This window comes from Mesorhizobium sp. M0938 (assembly GCF_040319125.1).
Taxonomy (GTDB): domain Bacteria; phylum Pseudomonadota; class Alphaproteobacteria; order Rhizobiales; family Rhizobiaceae; genus Mesorhizobium; species Mesorhizobium robiniae.
Genome location: NZ_JAMYNS010000014.1, coordinates 25,596 through 42,513, shown reverse-complemented (window position 1 = coordinate 42,513; position 16,918 = coordinate 25,596). Strand labels below are relative to the sequence as shown.

Sequence of the window (16,918 nt, the reverse complement as noted above, 5' to 3'; positions counted from 1 at the left end):
ACAAAGACTTTGCTGGATATATCCGGTATAAACCTCGCTGGAAGCGAACGTCTCCTTGATCTAACACGCGGCTTACACGGCTCAACCGAATTGTCGATTGCGGGCTGTTTATATCCAACCTTTCCAACAAATAGACATGCATCTGGAAATTGGAGATCCGATCGCGCAACCGTGGCATCGACTACTCGCTCCCTAGAGGCGCCAAGACGCGAGCCCGGGTTCGCATTGTTTTCCTTCTCAGGATTAGCCTAGGCGGTTCCATTGGCCTCCAACATTTATTAGATACCCGACGCGAACCTTTTGGATGGCTCTCTGATTTTCCGGAATTATGCCAACTCCGATCGGAATATTTCCAAACGGAGCGTGGTTTTTTCCTGCAAGATGCAGGAGCATCGTTTCCGTGACACCCGTCAAGCTGCCGACCCATGCTGACATAAACGCGGTCAGATCGGTCTCATCTATCGGAGTCTTGGGGTGCACCACCGTGATCGACGGCCGCGTAACCGTCCCATTTAAACTGAGGCAAAAATCCTTTGCTATGACCCGCTGATCATATTTGCGGTGTTCGACACAATGGCGGGTGTTGCGAACTTGATGCGCAAACTTCGCCAACTCCCTAGCAAAAACCGTTGTGACGTCATTCTCGCCAAATTCCTTAGTTAGGACTGAAGTCAAACTATCCGGCCATTTTCCCGCAGCTTTCATTTGTGGACCGTAAAAAACCTCTGCGAGGCGATAAATCGCTTGGAGGGCGTGCTCCGCTTTTTGAATGAAAGTGTTCGCTCGAGTTTCGACCTCCGTCACCGCGGGCAATCGTGTGGAATCCTTGGAGGAGTTCACTTCTGCGATTTGCCTCGCCTCATCAGTTTCGAGCTGGGACAGGATTTTCTGTGCCGCTAAGAGCTGGGTCATGATGTCGGCGGAGGTCGAAATGCCGAAGTCTCTTGTCTTGGGGTCCGGAAAATGGGTTTTTGAAAAAAGCCGACCAGCCGAAAGTAGCGTCCGGGCTACGATATCGGACTCGGAACCGGCATCAGCAAACAATTGCTGGGTGTTGGGGAGGTCAATGTTCGTGCGATCGGGATCAAGTTGATCCGCCAATCTGATCGAATGTACGGAATGTTCCTTGATAAGAAACATCGAATCCGTGGTCACGACCATATCAGTGAGTTTTCCGTCGCCGTCGTGACCAATGGTCATCGAAAAGGCTGACTCACGCTTCCGGTCGATTGGGCGTTTCAAGACTTTGTCTATTGGAGGTTTGCTCATAGTCTCGAATGTCGTGCGTGCCTGGTGCCTGAAAAGTTGCCGATGCTACGAAATCGCAATTAGAAGCGTGCGCCTTATTCCCCGCTCATCCTACTGCGAAAATATACCGGCCTTTTGAGCCTGCATTACGGCCTCATAGCGCCTTGAAATCTCGTTCAGTGGCAAAACTTGGCTATCGTCGAAACAGTCCTCCCATGCCGCAGCCCATTGATAAAATGTCGACTTGGCGCGATCCCCCTCCTCGTTCCGAATATGAGTGCGTAAACGCGCATCCTCACCAGCGCCGTTGTAGGTCAGAAACAAAGCGTCCATGAAACTGGAATACGATTCAAAAAATTTGTCATCAAGAAGGTAGCGGTAAATATATACTAGGTGATCCAAGTTCCTTTTTGTATCAATTATCTCATGGGGAGAGAATTTTTTCCAATCCCCAATCCAGCGATAATAGCAAAATAACCTATTTATTTGAGGTGAAATCCTGTCATAGATTTCTATCCTTTTCTCCACTAGCTTTCTGCTAGCCCATTGTCTTTGTTCGATTTCCTTGAGTGTCCGGCTAATTCTCCAACCTAGAATAGCAACGACGATCGGCGTAAGCGCCGAGATAACAAGTTTCGCAATTTCCATCTGCTTCCCCCGCTCCCCTCGGGGGGAACAAACTACATTGTGCACAAATGCTCAAGCTCCACCTCCACCTCCAACAGTCTCGCCGCCTACGCTTTTGGCGTGAACGATCACCTGATTGATGGAAGGCTGGCGGTTCCAGTTGACCCCGACTGTATTCGGCAGAATTGTACGCTCCATCCAGTTGCCGGCGAGCACACCCATGACCACCCCCACGCGCGACCCACTGAAACCCACCGATACCCCGCTCACCTTCGCCATCCTCGTCTTCCCCGGCTTTCCGATGATGGCGTTCAGTTCGGTCATCGAGCCGCTGCGCGCTGCCAATGTGTTGGCCAAGCGAGAGTGCTACCGCTGGATCATCGTCGGCGCCGCTAAAGGGACGGTCGAGGCCTCGAACGGCGTCGTCATCCAGCCCGGCTTTTCCGCCCATGCCGCGCCGAAGGTCGACCGCATCGTCGTCTGCTCGGGCGGCAATGCCGATCATCTCGTCGCCGACGACGCGGTGAGCTGGATCCGCAAAAGCCTGCGCGGCGGCGCCCATATCGGCGCGGTGGCCGATGCGGCGTTCTTCCTCGCCCGCGCGGGCCTGCTCGACGGCCATGCCTGCACCTTGCACTGGACCAGCCAGGCCGCGTTTACCGAGGCGTTTCCGGACATCGAGCTGAGGCGCGATCTCTACGTCATCGACCGCAAGCGCTTCACCTCGGCGGGCGGCGTCGGCAGCCTCGACATGATGCTGGAGATCATCACCCGAGACTATGGTGCCGAGCTTGCGGCAGGCGTCGCCGAATGGTTCGTGCACAGCCCGCTGCGCTCCAGCGTCGACCGCAAGCTGATGCCGCTGCGCTTACGCACCGGCGTCCAGAACGAACTGGTGCTGTCGGCCATCGCCATCATGGAGGATGCGGTGGAGGAGCGGCTCGGCATGGCGGAGCTGGCGGAAAAGCTCGGCGTGTCCTCCGACAAGCTCGAACGGAATTTCCGCTCCGAGCTCAGCATCTCGCCCAACGGCTACTACCGCCGCCTGCGGCTGAAGCGCGCCGCCGATCTCCTGGCGCATTCGACGCTGATGGTGCGCGACGTGGCGCTGGCCTGCGGCTTCGCCTCGATGTCGAGCTTCGCGCGGGCGTTTCGGGAAGAGCACGGGCATGCGCCGAAGGTGATGCGGCGGCATTAGGGCCGCGCGCACACGGCGCAATGCTGGCGGGACAGCGCCCCCCTCTGGCCTGCCGGCCATCTCCCCCACTTGGGGGGAGATCGGCTGTCACCGCTGATTTCGCCAATCGCCAACGTTGCAGGAATGAGCGGAACGCCGAAGCCGCCAATCTCCCTCCTTGTGGGGGAGATGTCCGGCAGGACAGAGGGGGGCGCCGTAGAGCGCTACGGAACGACTTAAGCGGCATCCGGCACAACACCTGCGGGATTCCGCACAGCCTCTGCGCAACCCATGGCTCATCTTCCCCGTTTCCAGGAGGCACCCCATGAGCATCGTCGTTTTCGACCCCGACAGCACCGAAGACGTGGACTTCAAGGACCGCATGCGCCACCCCGCGGCGGCCGACCCTGCCGGCGGCATGTGGCTGTCCGACACCGAGCCGTCCTTTATCGACGCGGACGCGCTGCGCAAGGGCCGGCTGGCCAAGCTGCGCGCCTGGATGCGCGAGGCCGGCTATGGCGGCGTGGTGCTGTTCGACCCCTACAACCAGCGCTATGCCACCGGCTCGCGCAACATGTTCGGCTATTTCCTGCGCAACTCGACGCGCTACTTCTTCATCCCGACCGAAGGGCCGATCGTACTGTTCGAGTACCCGCAGAGCTATCATGTCTCCATGGTGCTCGACACGATCGACGAGGCGCGCCCGTCCAAGCTGGTGTGGTCTTCGGTGTCGGGCCGCGACGACGAAACCGCCGGTCCGTTCGCCGACGAGATCGCCGAACTGCTGAAGGCCCATGGCGGCGGTTCGATGAAGCTCGGCCTCGACCGCTGCGGCCATCTGCAGGCGCTGGCGCTGGAAAAGCGCGGCTGCGAGGTCCGGGATTGCCAGGGCGAGATCCTGGCGGTGCGCGCGGTCAAGACGCCGGAAGAAGTAAAATGCCTGCAGGTGTCGATGGCCGGCGCCGAGGCTGCCGTCTATGCGGTGCGCGAGGCGATCAAGCCCGGCGTTTCCGAAAACGATCTGTTCGCCATCATGTATCACGAGGTGATCCGCCAGGGCGGCGAGTTCATCGAAACCCGGCTCTTGACCTCCGGCCAACGCACCAACCCGTGGTTCAACGAAGCGAGCGGCCGCAAGATCAGGCCGGGCGAACTTTTGGCACTGGATACCGATACGATCGGCTGCTACGGCTACTATTCGGACTTCTCGCGCACCTTCCGCTGCGGGCCGGGCAAGCCGACGGACTATCAGAAATCGCTCTACCGCATGGCCCACGACCAGGTTCAGCACAACATCTCGATCGTCAAGCCGGGCATGGCGTTCCGCGAGATCGCCGAAAAGGCCTGGAAAATCCCGGATCGCTTCGTCGACCAGCGCTATACCTCTGTCATGCACGGCGTCGGCATGCATGGCGAGACGCCGTTCATCGCGCACGCCATGGACTACGAGACCTATGGCCGCGACGGTTTTGTCGTGCCCGGCATGGTGGTCAGCGTCGAGAGCTATATCGGCGAGAAAGGCGGACGCGAGGGTGTCAAGCTCGAGGACGAGATCCTGGTCACCGAGACCGGCACCGAGCTTCTGTCGCGCTTTCCCTATGAGGACGATTTTCTGGAGAAACAGGTTTGAATGAAGGGCAGGTTTGAATGAAAAGCCCGATCTCGATCGAGCCCGGCATGGCGGCCGCGGTCTTCGTCGACCTCCAGGAGGAGCATCGGCAGGACAAGCGCTATCTGGTCGAGGGTTTTGGCGGCATTCTCGCTAACGTTCAGCGCCTGCAGGCAGCGGCGCGGGCCAACGATGTGCTGCTCTACCATTCGGCCTATATCGTCGACCTTACCAGGGAGGCGCGGCGGTTCCATCCGGTCGATGCCAATGGCAGGTCGGCTTTCTCCGACAAGGACGATCCGCTGACGGCGATCTGTCCGGAAGTGGCCCCCGTCGCCGGCGAGATGATGCTGGTCAAGACTGAGGCCAGCGCCTTCGGTGCGGGCTCTGCAGCCGGCCGGCTCAAGGCCGAAGGCATCGAGTGGCTGATCGTTGCCGGCGTGTGGACCGAGGCCTGCATCGACGCCACCGTCAGGGATGCGGTAGCGCTCGGCTTTCGCGTGCTCTTGGTCAAAGATGCCTGCGGCAGCGGCAGCACGGCGATGCACCAGACCGCCGTCCTCAACCTTGCCAACCGGCTCTATGGCGGCGCTGTGACGACGACCGAAGGCGCTTGCCGATTGATGGCAGGCGAGACGGTCGATGCATGGCAGGTCGTGGGCTCGGTGCCTTTGCGCTTCACCTATGAAAACGCGGCCCAGCTCTACGAAGAGCTCTGACGCTTCCAGCGGATTGGTGGGACCGGATGGCGATGGTCAGCGATGCCGCAAAGCCCGAAACAGCAAAGCGCGGAAAATATGCGACGCTGCTCGACCCGGCGCTGTGGACCTATATCGACCGGGTCAATGCATGGTATCCGCCCGGCATGGACCTGCCGCTCGACAAGCAGCGGGCGGTCTATGACGCGATGTGCCGGGCGTTCCACGCAGGCATTCCCGCGGGTGTCGAAGCCAACGACGGTACGGTTGCCGCCGGCAGCCATGCGATCCCGATCCGGCGCTACCGGCTCGCGGGAAAGGTGCCGCAAGCGATGGTCGTCTATTATCACGGCGGCGGCTTCGTGCTTGGCGGGCTCGACAGCCATGACGACATCTGCGCCGAGATCTGCGCCGGCACCGGCTTTGCCGTGCTGTCAGCCGACTACCGGCTGGCGCCCGAACATCTGCATCCGGCCGCCTTCGACGACGCGCTGGCGGTGTTCGGATGGGCGGCTGACACAGCTGGCCTGCCGATCGTGCTGTGCGGCGAAAGCGCCGGCGGCAATCTTGCCGCCGCAGTCGCGCATGCGGCGCGCCGCCGCCCTCGCCCTGCAATCGGCCAGGTGCTGATCTATCCCGAGCTGGGCGGTCCGGAGCTAGGTGGCAAAGAGAGCGCCGGCTCCTATGTCGGGCACGCCGAAGCGCCGCTGCTGACGCTCAGCGACATCGAATTCTATCGCCAGGTCCGCTCCGGCAAGGCACAGTCACCGGACGACCCGACCTTCTCACCGCTGTGCGACACCGACTTCTCCGGCCTGCCGCCGACGGTCGTCGTCACAGCGCAATGCGATCCGCTGTCGTCGGACGGCGAAGCCTATCGCGACCGCATCCTCGCCGCCGGCGGCCGCGCCTGGTGGCACGAGGAACCGCGCCTCGTGCACAGTTTCCTGCGCGCCCGCAAGACCGTGCCACGGGCCGGCGAAGCCTTTTCGCGCATCGTCGCCGCCATCGCCACACTCGGCAAGGGCGAGTGGTTGTAGTGAGGCCGTTCCGCCTCGCACTCAGCTCTTGTTGGCGGCCATCACCAGCACCGGCTTCTCGCTATAGAGATCCGGAAAAAGCTTCTTCAAATTCTCGACCTTGGGCAGGTCGTTGTAGACGATGTAGGGATAGGTCGGGTTCAGCGTCAAAAAGTCCTGGTGATAGTCTTCGGCCGGATAGAACGGTTTTCCGCTCTCCAGCGTGGTCACGATCGGCTCTGGAAACACCTTGGCCTTGTCGAGCTGGGCGATGTAGCTCTCGGCGATCTTCTTCTGGGCGTCGCTTTCGGCAAAGATCGTCGAACGGTATTGGGGGCCGCGGTCCGGCCCCTGATAGTTCAGCTGCGTCGGGTTATGCGCGACAGAGAAATACACCTGCAGCAACTGGCCGTAGGTCACCTCTGATGGCTCATAGGTGATCTCGACGGCTTCGGCATGGCCGGTCCGGCCGGTGCCGACCGTCTCGTAGACGGCGGTGTCCTCGGTCCCGCCGGCATAGCCGGAGACGGCGCTGGTCACGCCTTTGACGTGCTGGAACACGCCCTGCACGCCCCAGAAGCAGCCGCCGGCGAAGACCGCTTTTTCGGTGCCGGCGGCGGGCTTCTCGTCCATCGCCGGCGGCGGGATCACCACCGCGGCCTCGGCCGAGATTGCCGGCGTCTGCCACAAGGCGGCGCCCGCCACCGCGAACATCAGCGCCGCAAGCGCACTCATGACGAAGCGCGTCGACCGCCTCGCAACTGGTTTTCGGATACCGGTCATGTCTGATCTCCCATGATGGTGTTGTGACTATAGAACATTCGGGTCCGCCGGCGTCTCACATTGCCGTGCATATTGGGCCGTGCGTATTGGGCCGTGCATATGGACCGTGAGTGCTGCGCCGGCGCAGGGTTGCCCGCGCCGGGCCGCCCGGACTGGACAGGGATTGCCGAGGGCGACAGATTTACTTGGCCATGCCCATGGCGTCGCAGGCCTTCGTTGCCTCGTCCTTTTTCATCGCGTCGGTCTCCATGGCTGCCTTGTCCATGCAGTCCTTCATCTTTTCGGCGGCCATCGGATCGGCCGGCTTCATCGCGTCGGTGGTCATGGCATCGGCGGGCTTCATGGCGTCCGTAGCCATCGGGTCGGCGGGTTTCATCGCATCCTCGGCGCGGGCGATGCCGCCGGCGAGAAGCGCCGTCGAGCAAAGCGCGAAGGCAAGCGCCGGCAGCGTCAGGCGGGTGAAGTTGGTCATGGTGGTCTCCTCTGGGGGTTGGTGGCGCGCTGATGCGGCCGGTAGATGCGGCGCCGCTCATGCGACGTTGCGCAAATCTCTGAATTTCGATCGGTGGCAGCGGCCAGGATCGGTCCGCCACCTGGCGACTGCACCAGCACCGCGGTGCTGAGCCCGCTCGCGGCCGCCGGCAGCGGCAGCGCGATGGCGTTGCCGGTCCATGCGCCAAGCCTGGAGAGGGAATGCACGACATTAGCATGCGGCAGCGTGCGTCCGGTGTTCTCGCCGCGCGCTACCGGCACTTCGATGACGCCTTGCCGGTAGCGCATCAGCCAGATATCGGCCTTGCCGCCCGGCACCGAGCCCGCGCCGATGGCGATCTTGCCGCCGTCGAGCGACAGCGACGGTCCTTTCGCGGGGCCGCTGCTCGAAATCAGCTGCTCGATTTCGCCGGGCCGGGCGCCGACCGCATCGGCGTTGCCATTGACCACCACCTGCGGCGTGAACGGACCCGAACGGCCTAGCGACGGCTCGTAGCGGACCTGGCGCTGGGTGAATTCTTCCCTGCCGAAAATGTCCTTCCAGCCGAGATAGTCCCAGTAGGTGACGTTGAAGGAGAGCGCCAGCACATCAGGCCGGTCCTTGACCTTGATCAGATTGGCGTTGGCCGGCGGGCAGGACGAGCAGCCCTGGCTGGTGAACAGCTCGACCACGGTAAGCGGCTGGCCGACGGCCGCCCCTGTTACCGAAAGCCCCGTTGCAAAAAGCATCGTCGCCGCGCCTGCGCGCATCGCGCTCCTGCGTTTGGCTTTTGATCCAGTCATCGGCGGTCCTCCGCTGCGACGGGCGTGAAGCGCCGGTCATGTCCGCACTTCGCCGCCACACGGTGCTTCGTTACAGCCATCACCGCTTCGTGATCGGAAGGCTCGTTTCTCCTTTTTCCACACGGGGGAGAAGGCAAGCTGCGCCCACCTCCGCACGTCTTCGAATTTGCGCGCTAACAACAACGCCGCCCGGCGGCGGCCGGACGGCGTTGAAACGAGATGCTATGCGAACGCGCGTCCTCTCCGGACGCGCCCTGACCAGCGCTATTGCGTAAGCAATGTTTCCGACGGCCGCTGATTGAAATCGCACTTGCCGGTCACGGTGTAGAAGAAATCCGCGTTGGACACCGGTGCCGGTACGGGATTGCCGCCGTCCTCCCAGGCCTGCTGGCTGGGTTGGCCGCATGGCACCGCAGTGAAGATGTCCACCTCTTCGCCATTCGCGACTTCAACGCCATCGATATACAACCTGTTCGATGTGTTCGCGTCATTCGACCTGAGCTTGGTTAGATGGGCCGATGGCACATCCATCTGCAGATACAGCGCATCCATCAGGCTGACGTCGATCACCGCGCCGGCGCCGTTCGCGGGGTACATGGTGTTGGTGCAGGTGGTCAGGTATTTCTTGTTGCCGCTAACCTGTGTGATCGCCCCGGTAGGCAGGTTGTTGAAATTCTTCACCGTCTTGGTTGTGCATTTTTGTTCCTGGACCTTCGTGCTCGTCGCTCCATTGACCGTGTACACTGTCGACGTGCCGTAGCCTTTCGGATCGCCAAAGCCGTTGTACGCATAGGTGATCTTCATCAGCGGTTTGACCGCCGTCTCGCCGAATTTGGTGCCGTAGAGCGTCATGGTCTTGCCCCAATGGCCCGAAGCCAGGTCGACCTTGAACGTGGTCTGCACCAGTGCCGGCCTCTTGCGCACCGCCGACGTCACGCCGATCTGCACCGTGTCGATGCGGGCGATCTGCATGAAGTTCGTCGGCATGGCAAAGCGGGCCGAAGCCTTGATGGTGGCGGTGCCGTCGGTGGCGACGGCGAAGCCGTCGAGCTTGGCGGTGCCTTGCCCGCTATTGGCCGCAAACGACTCCTGCAGTTTCACCTGACGGTCCGCCAGTGACGTGCTGGTCGGCAGCGTCGTGATCGACAGGGTCGCGGCATCGAGCGCATTCTGCATCGATGCCCTTGTCGTGGCGGCCGAGTTGTAGTCGAGCGAAAAGCCTAGTGTGGCAATCATCGGGATAAGTGCGATGGCGAGGATCGGCACTAAGGAGCCGCTCTCGGAACTGAGAAAATGACGTCCGGCTTGCAACATGTCCTGGTTCCCCCAAACGGTGACGGGGTGTTCCCTATCACGCAGGGCGAGAACTATGCTCTAATGGGATGGATCAAAGTTTAACGACTTTGCGTCCCGGCCGGCAGGACAAGCGCTTCCGACAAATGCTGGCGTTCATGCGCAGCGACTGGCCGCACGCCCCGCCGCTTGCCCGGGCAAGCTGCCCCTGCTAAAGCGCGCGGCATGACCACGCCGATCAAGAACATCCGCAATTTCTCCATCGTCGCCCATATCGACCATGGCAAATCCACGCTTGCCGACCGGCTGATCCAGCTGACCGGCGGGCTGGAGCTGCGCGACATGAAGGAGCAGGTGCTGGACTCGATGGATATCGAGCGCGAGCGCGGCATCACCATCAAGGCGCAGACCGTCAGGTTGAAATACCACGCCTTGAATGGCGAGGATTATATCCTCAACCTCATCGACACGCCCGGCCATGTCGACTTCGCCTATGAAGTGTCGCGGTCGCTGGCCGCCTGCGAGGGTTCGCTGCTGGTCGTCGACGCCTCTCAAGGTGTCGAGGCGCAGACGCTGGCCAATGTCTACCAGGCCATCGACAACAACCACGAGATCGTCGTGGTGCTGAACAAGGTCGACCTGCCGGCGGCCGAGCCCGAGCGCATCCGCGAGCAGGTCGAGGAGGTGATCGGCATCGACGCCTCCAATGCCGTGCTGATCTCGGCCAAAACCGGGCTCGGCATTCCCGACGTGCTCGAAGCCATCGTCAACGACCTGCCGCCGCCGCGCGAGGGCGACATCGCAGCGCCCCTCAAGGCGATGCTGGTCGACAGCTGGTACGACGCCTATCTCGGCGTCATCGTGTTGGTCCGCATCATCGACGGCGTGCTGAAGAAGGGCCAGACCATCCGCATGATGGGCACCGGCGCCAAGTATCTGGTCGAGCGCACCGGCGTCTTCACCCCTGCCCGCATCAATGTCGACGAGCTCGGCCCCGGCGAATTCGGTTTCTTTACCGGCTCGATCAAGGAAGTCGCCGACACCCGCGTCGGCGACACCATCACTGAGGACAAGCGCCAGACGGCGCAGGCCCTGCCCGGCTTCAAGCCGGCGCAGCCGGTGGTGTTCTGCGGCCTGTTCCCGGTCGACGCCGCCGATTTCGAGGATCTGCGCGCTGCGGTCGGCAAACTGCGCCTCAACGACGCTTCTTTCTCGTTCGAAATGGAAACCAGTGCTGCGCTGGGCTTCGGCTATCGCTGCGGCTTCCTTGGCTTGCTGCATCTCGAGATCATCCAGGAGCGGCTGGAGCGCGAGTTCAATCTCGACCTCATCGCCACCGCGCCCTCGGTCGTCTACCGCCTGCTGTTGAACGACGGCACGACAAAGGAATTGCACAACCCGGCCGACATGCCCGACGTGGTCAAGATCCGGGCCATCGAGGAGCCTTGGATCCGCGCCACGATCCTGACGCCGGACGAGTATCTCGGCGGCATCCTGAAACTCTGCCAGGACCGGCGCGGCATCCAGGCCGATCTGTCCTATGTCGGCAAGCGCGCCATGCTCACCTACGATCTGCCGCTCAACGAGGTCGTCTTCGACTTCTACGACCGGCTGAAGTCGATCTCCAAAGGCTACGCCTCCTTCGACTATCATTTGACCGACTACAAGGAAGGCGACCTGGTCAAAATGTCGATCCTGGTCAACGAGGAGCCGGTCGACGCGCTGTCGATGCTGGTCCACCGCACGGCGGCGGAAAAGCGCGGCCGGCTGATGTGCGAGAAGCTGAAGGAGCTGATCCCGAACCATCTGTTCAAGATCCCGATCCAGGCCGCCATCGGCGGCAAGGTCATCGCCCGCGAAACGATCTCGGCGCTGCGCAAGGACGTCACCGCCAAATGCTACGGCGGCGACGTCTCGCGCAAGCGCAAGCTGCTCGACAAGCAGAAAGAGGGTAAGAAGCGGATGCGGCAGTTTGGCAAGGTGGATATCCCGCAGGAGGCTTTTATTCAGGCGCTGAAGATGGGGGATTAAAAGTTTCTTCATTCCAGGGTTGAAAAACTTGTAGAAAACTAGCAAGCTACAACAAAGACCGGTGAATGCCGGCGTAAGGGGGAAGCATTGCCGACTAAGCCGTTTTTGAAATGGGCTGGTGGCAAAAGGTGGCTCGAAAGTCGCCCAGAATTTTCTATTCCAGACTACTCAGGGAGATATGTGGAGCCGTTTCTCGGAGGAGCCGCGGTTTTCTTTTTCCATGAACCATCCTCCGCTATCTTGGCGGACACGAATTCTCGACTAATTGATGCCTATAATGCGATAAAAAATAATTGGAAGGCAGTTCAACAGGAGCTTGAACGTCACCAAGAGTTGCATTCGATAGAGCACTATTATTCTGAGCGAAAGAAATATTATGGCGATATATGTTGTCGCGCTGCGCAGTTTTTGTACTTAAATAGGGCGTGCTGGAACGGGTTGTATCGAGAAAATCTAAAAGGGTCTTTCAATGTTCCGATCGGTACCAAAAACAATATAATGTTGGATACCGACAATTTTGAATATATCTCTGAGAGATTGCAGGGAGCAACCATTGCCTGCCAAGATTTCGAGCATACCGTCGACCTTACGGTTGAAGGGGATTTCGTTTTTGCAGACCCTCCTTATACCACCGCGCACAACATGAATGGCTTTGTAAAATATAACCAAAAAATATTCACGTGGGCGGATCAAATTCGGCTTAGAGATAGCGTTGTCAAAGCGCACAAAAGAGGAGTTCGCATTCTAATAACTAACGCGAATCATCCTTCAGTCCGAGGCCTTTACGACAAGCATGCTACGGTCAGAGAGATTCATAGGTCATCTGTAATTAGTGGGAAAAATAGCGGGCGAGCTATGACATCGGAGGCCTTATTTTGTTTGGGCTGAAGGCGCCCGTGCTTTGGGTCTTGAGAAGGGTGCCGCTCTTCGGGCAGGTGTTCGAAGCCAAGCCGTCATCGATAGTATCGTCCTTCTATGAAACATTGGTGGGAACGATATTCTCAACTCTTCCTATCTGGTTCTTCCCGATCTTTTTTTCCAATAGCATTAGTGGTGGCCCGGGTACCTTCGAATTATTTGTAAATTCAATACGCCGGGGCGATCTATTTATTTATTCAGCAGCTCTGGTTGGTCCTTTAATCTACACAATCACTAAGAATTACGCAGAAGTCTCGGGCGACGAAGAAAAGAAGGTGCCATTTAGGACCCTTACTTTTGAATTTCCTTATGGACCATCCTTTGTAATTATTGCGGTATTTATCTGCATGATGGCTGCCATATGCTACGGAATCTCGAATCTGGCAAGTTTTCCAGGGGCCAAGATAATATTGATGGAATCGTTTCTGATTAAGGCATCCGTATTGGTTTACATATTTTCCCTGCTTTGCCTTTTTGCTGTTTCAGCCTACAGGAACGAGTTTTCTACACTAAATAGGAATCTGTCGGAGGACGAGAGGACTTTCTTCAAAGACTGGAAGAATAGGAAATGACTGACCTAGATCTAGTCGATCCCGATCCACAAGAGTTTTCCTTCGACTGTCTTCGCGCTGTGCAACCCATAGGGGATATTTTCATCGCCTCTATGTCCTACAAAATTATTAGAAAAATTGCATTCTTCGATGTGCGGCGGGTACTTCAGGAAGATCGCGACGTAGAGAGGTATCTCGGCATCCAGCGGCCTCTCGACGGCCGCAGAGTCTTGGACCTCGAGAAGTATGTGAATTATTATGATGCCTCTTTTCCGACCGCGATTATAATTGCAATCGAAGAGAAGTACGCGCGCTACGATCTTGAAACCCATAGGCTAACTATTTCTAACGTACCTAGGGGTGCAGATAAGCCAGACATAGCTATTAGCAACTTGGCTCGGGTCATTGACGGACAACATCGGATAGCTGGATTGTTCAAATTTAAGGGGGAGAACTTCGACGTCCCGGTGTCGATATTTATTGGGGCAGACATCGCGGATCAGGCGCATATATTCTCAACGGTTAACTTGGAGCAGAATAAGGTAAATAAAAGCCTCGTGTACGATCTATATTCTCTATCAAGATCGAGAAGCCCGCAGAGAACATGCCACAACATTGTTGTGACGCTTGATCAAGATTCGGAAAGCCCATTTTATAAGAGAATAAAGCGACTTGGCGTAACGACCATTGAAGGCAGGTTTGAACCGATATCGCAGGCGGGCTTTGTCGAGATGCTGATGAAGTATATTTCTAAAGAACCGAAGGACGATCGCGATGTCATTTTAAAGGGCGGTACACTGCGTCCCGCTCAGGGTGACGAGATATGGAAGTACCCATTTCGTAATCTTTTCATTCAAGAGAATGATATCAAGATTGCGGAAGCGGTATTCGATTATTTTGATGTCATAAAAAAAAGATGGCCGGATGCTTGGAATAACATCCGAAAAGAAGGGCCAATCCTTAATCGAACTAATGGCTTTCGTGCTCTGATGCGAACCTATGGGGTATTGTACCAGAGGCAGGCAGTGCCCGGAGGCTCAATTAATCGGGGTTTTTTGGAGAAGCACTTTCGCGCTGTTCGCATTCAGGATGATCAATTTACAATCGATAGGTTCCCGCCGGGCACTTCGGGTGAAAGTAGGTTGTATCGCCTGTTTATTGGCGAACTAACGCTGGATGAAATCGATAGCGAGCTCTGACACGCCACGGCGGGGCATCACTGCTATGATCCTTCTCATCACTCCACACACCGCGCCGACATGGCCTTTTTTCGTGAAGAACCAGCAGCTGCAGTGGGTCGCCGTCGACTTGTCCGGCGATGACCGCGAGACTAATTGAATTTCATGTCATCTTACGCTTCCGCGCGGCGCATCGTCGTCGCGCTCTGTCTTGCCGCATCGTTCGCGCCGGCGGCTTATGCCGGCGATGTCACGTTCGAGATCAGGAACAGCCATCCCAACGCCATGCGCGTCGAGCTCTACGGCCAGGACCGCGACCATATCTGGCCGGGCAACAATCAGGACTATTATCTCAATGACGGCGAGACCAAGTCGATCCCGTTGTCCTGTAATGACGGCGAGTCGATCTGCTACGGCGCCTGGGTCGATGGCGACGAGGGCACCTATTGGGGCGTCGGTCCCGGCAACACCGAAAAAAGCGACGACTGCTGCTATACCTCCAGCGGCGGCGAGACCGAGGAGATTGATCTGGTGCCGTGAGGCGCGAATCTCCCTCCTTGAGGGGGAGATGGCCGGCAGGCCAGAGGGGGTCGCCGCGCGTGGAGTGCCATCCTGTTCTGGAGCAGCAGGCCGAGCCCGGTCGGGCCTACCCCCTCTGTCGCCTTCGGCGACATCTCCCCCTCGAGGGGGGAGATTCGGCGCCCGGTCTTTCGCGCAGCTTGACGCCGTCCTGACCCTCGCCATAGCGTAGTCCAACAGGAGACCCCACCCATGGCAGGCACGGTCGAAGGCGAAAAAATCGATGTCGGCTTTTCCGGCCGGCGCTGCATCCACTCGCGCAATTGCGTGCTGGGCGATCCGCATGTCTTCGTGCCCAACGCGAAGGGCCAGTGGATCCATCCCGAGGCGGCCAGCGTCGAGAAGATCGTGGCGATCGCCGAGAGCTGCCCGTCGGGCGCTATCACCTATGTCAGGAAGGATGGCGGCCCGCAGGAAAATCCACCGGTGGTCAACATCGTGCGCATCCGGGAAAACGGCCCGCTGGCGCTGCATGCCGAAATCGTGCTCGGTGGCGAAACGTTTTATCGCGGCACGCTCTGCCGCTGCGGCGCTTCGGAGAACAAGCCATTCTGCGACGGCAGCCACAACAAATCAGGCTTTGCCGCCACCGGCGAGCCGGCGTTGAAGGACACGCCGGCGCTGGACGCGCGGAACGGCCCGCTGATGGTGACGCCGACTACCAACGGCCCGCTCAAGCTCGAGGGCAATCTCGAAATCGTCACCGGCACCGGCCACACGGTCGACCGCACGACGCGCACCTTCCTCTGCCGCTGCGGCCATTCGGCCAACAAGCCGTTCTGCGACGGCAGCCACAAGCGCGAGGGGTTTGTGGGGTAGGTTGACGCTGGAATCTCCCCCCTCGAGGGGGAGATGGCCGGCAGGCCAGAGGGGGTCGTCTCGCGTGGAGCGCGACTTCTTCTTTCGCCCTAAAAGAGCTTGGCACTTCACGCGAGGCGACCCCTCTGTCGCCTTCGGCGACATCTCCCCCTCGAGGGGGGAGATTAGGCGCCGTGGCCCCAGCTTCCCGCTAATTTCGGCCTTCGACAACCGCACCGATTGGTGCTAGAGCTTTGCTACCGCTGCGTGCATGTGCGGAACGGCGGTTCGTCAGGCTTGGGGGATTTCAAATTGCGCAAATATGTCTTGCGGTTTCTCAGCCTCTGTATCGATTATCTCTGGGTGAATGCGGCCGTCGTCCTGGCCGACCAGCTGTTTCCCAGCGTTGCCGAAGCCGTTCTCGGCCAGCCGGCGTCATGGGCGGCCCGGCAGGTCCTGTCGCTGGTCCTGCTTAGCCTTGTACGGGTGGCAAACGCCTCGGTGGGCGAATGGCTGCTGTCCTATGCGCAGACGGAGCAGCCAGCCGGCCAGCGTCAATGGGCCAATCTGTTGCTTGGCACGCTCGGTGTCCTGTCCGGGATCTGGTACCTGCTGCACCTCACCGAGCCGGACGACGGCATGCCGTTCCTGTTCATGGTCGAGGACACGCCGCTGAAGACCGCGGTCATTGCGCTCTACAGCGCCCTATACAGTTGGTGTGGCGTGATGCTGTTGCGATTCGAGCCCAAGGCGAAGCTCCGCAATGCCCTGCTGTTCGCTTCGGTCCTGCCATTGACCGCGATAAACGTCATCTTTTCCCACGACGAGCTGATTGGCTCGATGGTGGCGCGCGCCGCCCGCCAGGGCCGCTCGTTCCCGGTGGAAAAGGCGGAGGTCTATGCCCGCGTGTCGGTCTACTACGCCATCCTGCTTGTCGCGGTGATGCTGGCGATCCTGTATTTCTGCCGCGAGCGGCCTGCCGTTTCCGTCGACAGGCCGCTCGACGGCTCTCCGGGCAGCCGGGCGTAGCCCTATTCGGCCAACAAGCCCTTTTTGGGGTAGGCGGCCAAGCCGCCAATCTCCCCCCTCGTGGGGGAGATGTCCGGCAGGACAGAGGGGGGCGCTGTAGAGCGC

17 protein-coding genes are annotated in these 16,918 nt (G+C 59.4%); 11 read left to right on the top strand and 6 right to left on the bottom strand.

Going from position 1 to position 16,918, the window contains the following annotated elements; translation table 11 throughout:
- Positions 1–243: 243 nt before the first annotated feature.
- Together NKH73_RS22900 and NKH73_RS22895 are read right to left on the bottom strand one after the other, a co-directional pair.
- Positions 244–1,269 (bottom strand): hypothetical protein, encoded by a 1,026-nt coding sequence (locus NKH73_RS22900; protein ID WP_352936516.1) that lies wholly within the window; start codon positions 1,267–1,269, stop codon positions 244–246.
- 90 nt (positions 1,270–1,359) lie between these two features.
- Positions 1,360–1,896, bottom strand: coding sequence for a hypothetical protein (locus NKH73_RS22895; protein WP_352936514.1), 537 nt, complete (start codon positions 1,894–1,896; stop codon positions 1,360–1,362).
- 199 nt (positions 1,897–2,095) lie between these two features.
- Here NKH73_RS22895 and NKH73_RS22890 point away from each other — a divergent pair, with 199 nt between their 5' ends.
- The 4 genes from NKH73_RS22890 to NKH73_RS22875 all read left to right on the top strand — a co-directional run bounded on the left by NKH73_RS22890 (position 2,096) and on the right by NKH73_RS22875 (position 6,399).
- Positions 2,096–3,073 (top strand): GlxA family transcriptional regulator, encoded by a 978-nt coding sequence (locus tag NKH73_RS22890; protein ID WP_352936512.1) that lies wholly within the window; start codon positions 2,096–2,098, stop codon positions 3,071–3,073.
- Positions 3,074–3,377: 304 nt separating this feature from the next.
- Positions 3,378–4,682, top strand: coding sequence for a M24 family metallopeptidase (locus NKH73_RS22885; RefSeq protein ID WP_352936510.1), 1,305 nt, complete (start codon positions 3,378–3,380; stop codon positions 4,680–4,682).
- A 17-nt stretch (positions 4,683–4,699) separates the two neighbouring features.
- Complete coding sequence (locus tag NKH73_RS22880) at positions 4,700–5,380, top strand: isochorismatase family protein (protein WP_352936508.1); 681 nt, start codon at positions 4,700–4,702, stop codon at positions 5,378–5,380.
- A 26-nt stretch (positions 5,381–5,406) separates the two neighbouring features.
- Positions 5,407–6,399, top strand: coding sequence for an alpha/beta hydrolase (locus NKH73_RS22875; protein ID WP_352936506.1), 993 nt, complete (start codon positions 5,407–5,409; stop codon positions 6,397–6,399).
- Between the two features lie 21 nt (positions 6,400–6,420).
- On the opposite strand, the gene msrA is transcribed toward NKH73_RS22875, so the two are convergent.
- The 4 genes from msrA to NKH73_RS22855 all read right to left on the bottom strand — a co-directional run bounded on the left by msrA (position 6,421) and on the right by NKH73_RS22855 (position 9,750).
- A complete protein-coding gene (gene msrA / locus NKH73_RS22870) occupies positions 6,421–7,161 on the bottom strand; it encodes a peptide-methionine (S)-S-oxide reductase MsrA (RefSeq protein WP_352936504.1) in 741 nt (246 codons plus the stop codon).
- Between the two features lie 181 nt (positions 7,162–7,342).
- The gene (locus NKH73_RS22865; protein ID WP_352936502.1) at positions 7,343–7,633 is read right to left on the bottom strand and encodes a pentapeptide MXKDX repeat protein; all 291 of its coding nucleotides are present in this window, start codon (positions 7,631–7,633) and stop codon (positions 7,343–7,345) included.
- Positions 7,630–8,436, bottom strand: a complete 807-nt coding sequence (locus NKH73_RS22860) for a DUF1223 domain-containing protein (protein WP_502893931.1) — start codon at positions 8,434–8,436, stop codon at positions 7,630–7,632. Before NKH73_RS22860 ends, NKH73_RS22865 begins: the two co-directional genes overlap by 4 nt.
- Positions 8,437–8,700: 264 nt before the next feature.
- Positions 8,701–9,750 (bottom strand): TadE/TadG family type IV pilus assembly protein, encoded by a 1,050-nt coding sequence (locus tag NKH73_RS22855; protein WP_352936500.1) that lies wholly within the window; start codon positions 9,748–9,750, stop codon positions 8,701–8,703.
- Between the two features lie 204 nt (positions 9,751–9,954).
- Between NKH73_RS22855 and lepA the strand changes: the two genes are divergently transcribed.
- The 7 genes from lepA to NKH73_RS22820 all read left to right on the top strand — a co-directional run bounded on the left by lepA (position 9,955) and on the right by NKH73_RS22820 (position 16,813).
- Positions 9,955–11,760, top strand: a complete 1,806-nt coding sequence (gene lepA, locus NKH73_RS22850) for a translation elongation factor 4 (RefSeq protein WP_352936498.1) — start codon at positions 9,955–9,957, stop codon at positions 11,758–11,760.
- Between the two features lie 87 nt (positions 11,761–11,847).
- Positions 11,848–12,648, top strand: a complete 801-nt coding sequence (locus tag NKH73_RS22845) for a DNA adenine methylase (RefSeq protein WP_352936496.1) — start codon at positions 11,848–11,850, stop codon at positions 12,646–12,648.
- Positions 12,636–13,250 (top strand): hypothetical protein, encoded by a 615-nt coding sequence (locus tag NKH73_RS22840; protein WP_352936494.1) that lies wholly within the window; start codon positions 12,636–12,638, stop codon positions 13,248–13,250. Before NKH73_RS22845 ends, NKH73_RS22840 begins: the two co-directional genes overlap by 13 nt.
- Positions 13,247–14,428, top strand: coding sequence for a DGQHR domain-containing protein (locus NKH73_RS22835; RefSeq protein WP_352936493.1), 1,182 nt, complete (start codon positions 13,247–13,249; stop codon positions 14,426–14,428). Before NKH73_RS22840 ends, NKH73_RS22835 begins: the two co-directional genes overlap by 4 nt.
- A gap of 144 nt (positions 14,429–14,572) precedes the next feature.
- On the top strand, positions 14,573–14,947 hold the full coding sequence (locus NKH73_RS22830; RefSeq protein ID WP_352936491.1) for a hypothetical protein: 375 nt from the start codon (positions 14,573–14,575) through the stop codon (positions 14,945–14,947).
- 231 nt (positions 14,948–15,178) lie between these two features.
- Positions 15,179–15,805, top strand: coding sequence for a CDGSH iron-sulfur domain-containing protein (locus NKH73_RS22825; protein ID WP_352936489.1), 627 nt, complete (start codon positions 15,179–15,181; stop codon positions 15,803–15,805).
- A gap of 291 nt (positions 15,806–16,096) precedes the next feature.
- A complete protein-coding gene (locus NKH73_RS22820; protein ID WP_352936487.1) occupies positions 16,097–16,813 on the top strand; it encodes a hypothetical protein in 717 nt (238 codons plus the stop codon).
- Positions 16,814–16,918: the final 105 nt, after the last annotated feature.

Excerpts from the sequence above, each read along its gene's own strand:
- NKH73_RS22880 (WP_352936508.1), top strand. The coding sequence starts at position 4,700 with ATGAAAAGCCCGATCTCGATCGAGCCCGGCATGGCGGCCGCGGTCTTC.
- lepA (WP_352936498.1), top strand. The coding sequence starts at position 9,955 with ATGACCACGCCGATCAAGAACATCCGCAATTTCTCCATCGTCGCCCAT.
- NKH73_RS22865 (WP_352936502.1), bottom strand. The coding sequence starts at position 7,633 with ATGACCAACTTCACCCGCCTGACGCTGCCGGCGCTTGCCTTCGCGCTT.
- NKH73_RS22835 (WP_352936493.1), top strand. The coding sequence starts at position 13,247 with ATGACTGACCTAGATCTAGTCGATCCCGATCCACAAGAGTTTTCCTTC.
- NKH73_RS22900 (WP_352936516.1), bottom strand. The coding sequence starts at position 1,269 with ATGAGCAAACCTCCAATAGACAAAGTCTTGAAACGCCCAATCGACCGG.
- NKH73_RS22890 (WP_352936512.1), top strand. The coding sequence starts at position 2,096 with ATGACCACCCCCACGCGCGACCCACTGAAACCCACCGATACCCCGCTC.
- NKH73_RS22825 (WP_352936489.1), top strand. The coding sequence starts at position 15,179 with ATGGCAGGCACGGTCGAAGGCGAAAAAATCGATGTCGGCTTTTCCGGC.
- NKH73_RS22885 (WP_352936510.1), top strand. The coding sequence starts at position 3,378 with ATGAGCATCGTCGTTTTCGACCCCGACAGCACCGAAGACGTGGACTTC.
- NKH73_RS22875 (WP_352936506.1), top strand. The coding sequence starts at position 5,407 with ATGGCGATGGTCAGCGATGCCGCAAAGCCCGAAACAGCAAAGCGCGGA.
- msrA (WP_352936504.1), bottom strand. The coding sequence starts at position 7,161 with ATGACCGGTATCCGAAAACCAGTTGCGAGGCGGTCGACGCGCTTCGTC.
- NKH73_RS22895 (WP_352936514.1), bottom strand. The coding sequence starts at position 1,896 with ATGGAAATTGCGAAACTTGTTATCTCGGCGCTTACGCCGATCGTCGTT.
- NKH73_RS22830 (WP_352936491.1), top strand. The coding sequence starts at position 14,573 with ATGTCATCTTACGCTTCCGCGCGGCGCATCGTCGTCGCGCTCTGTCTT.
- NKH73_RS22855 (WP_352936500.1), bottom strand. The coding sequence starts at position 9,750 with ATGTTGCAAGCCGGACGTCATTTTCTCAGTTCCGAGAGCGGCTCCTTA.
- NKH73_RS22860 (WP_502893931.1), bottom strand. The coding sequence starts at position 8,436 with ATGACTGGATCAAAAGCCAAACGCAGGAGCGCGATGCGCGCAGGCGCG.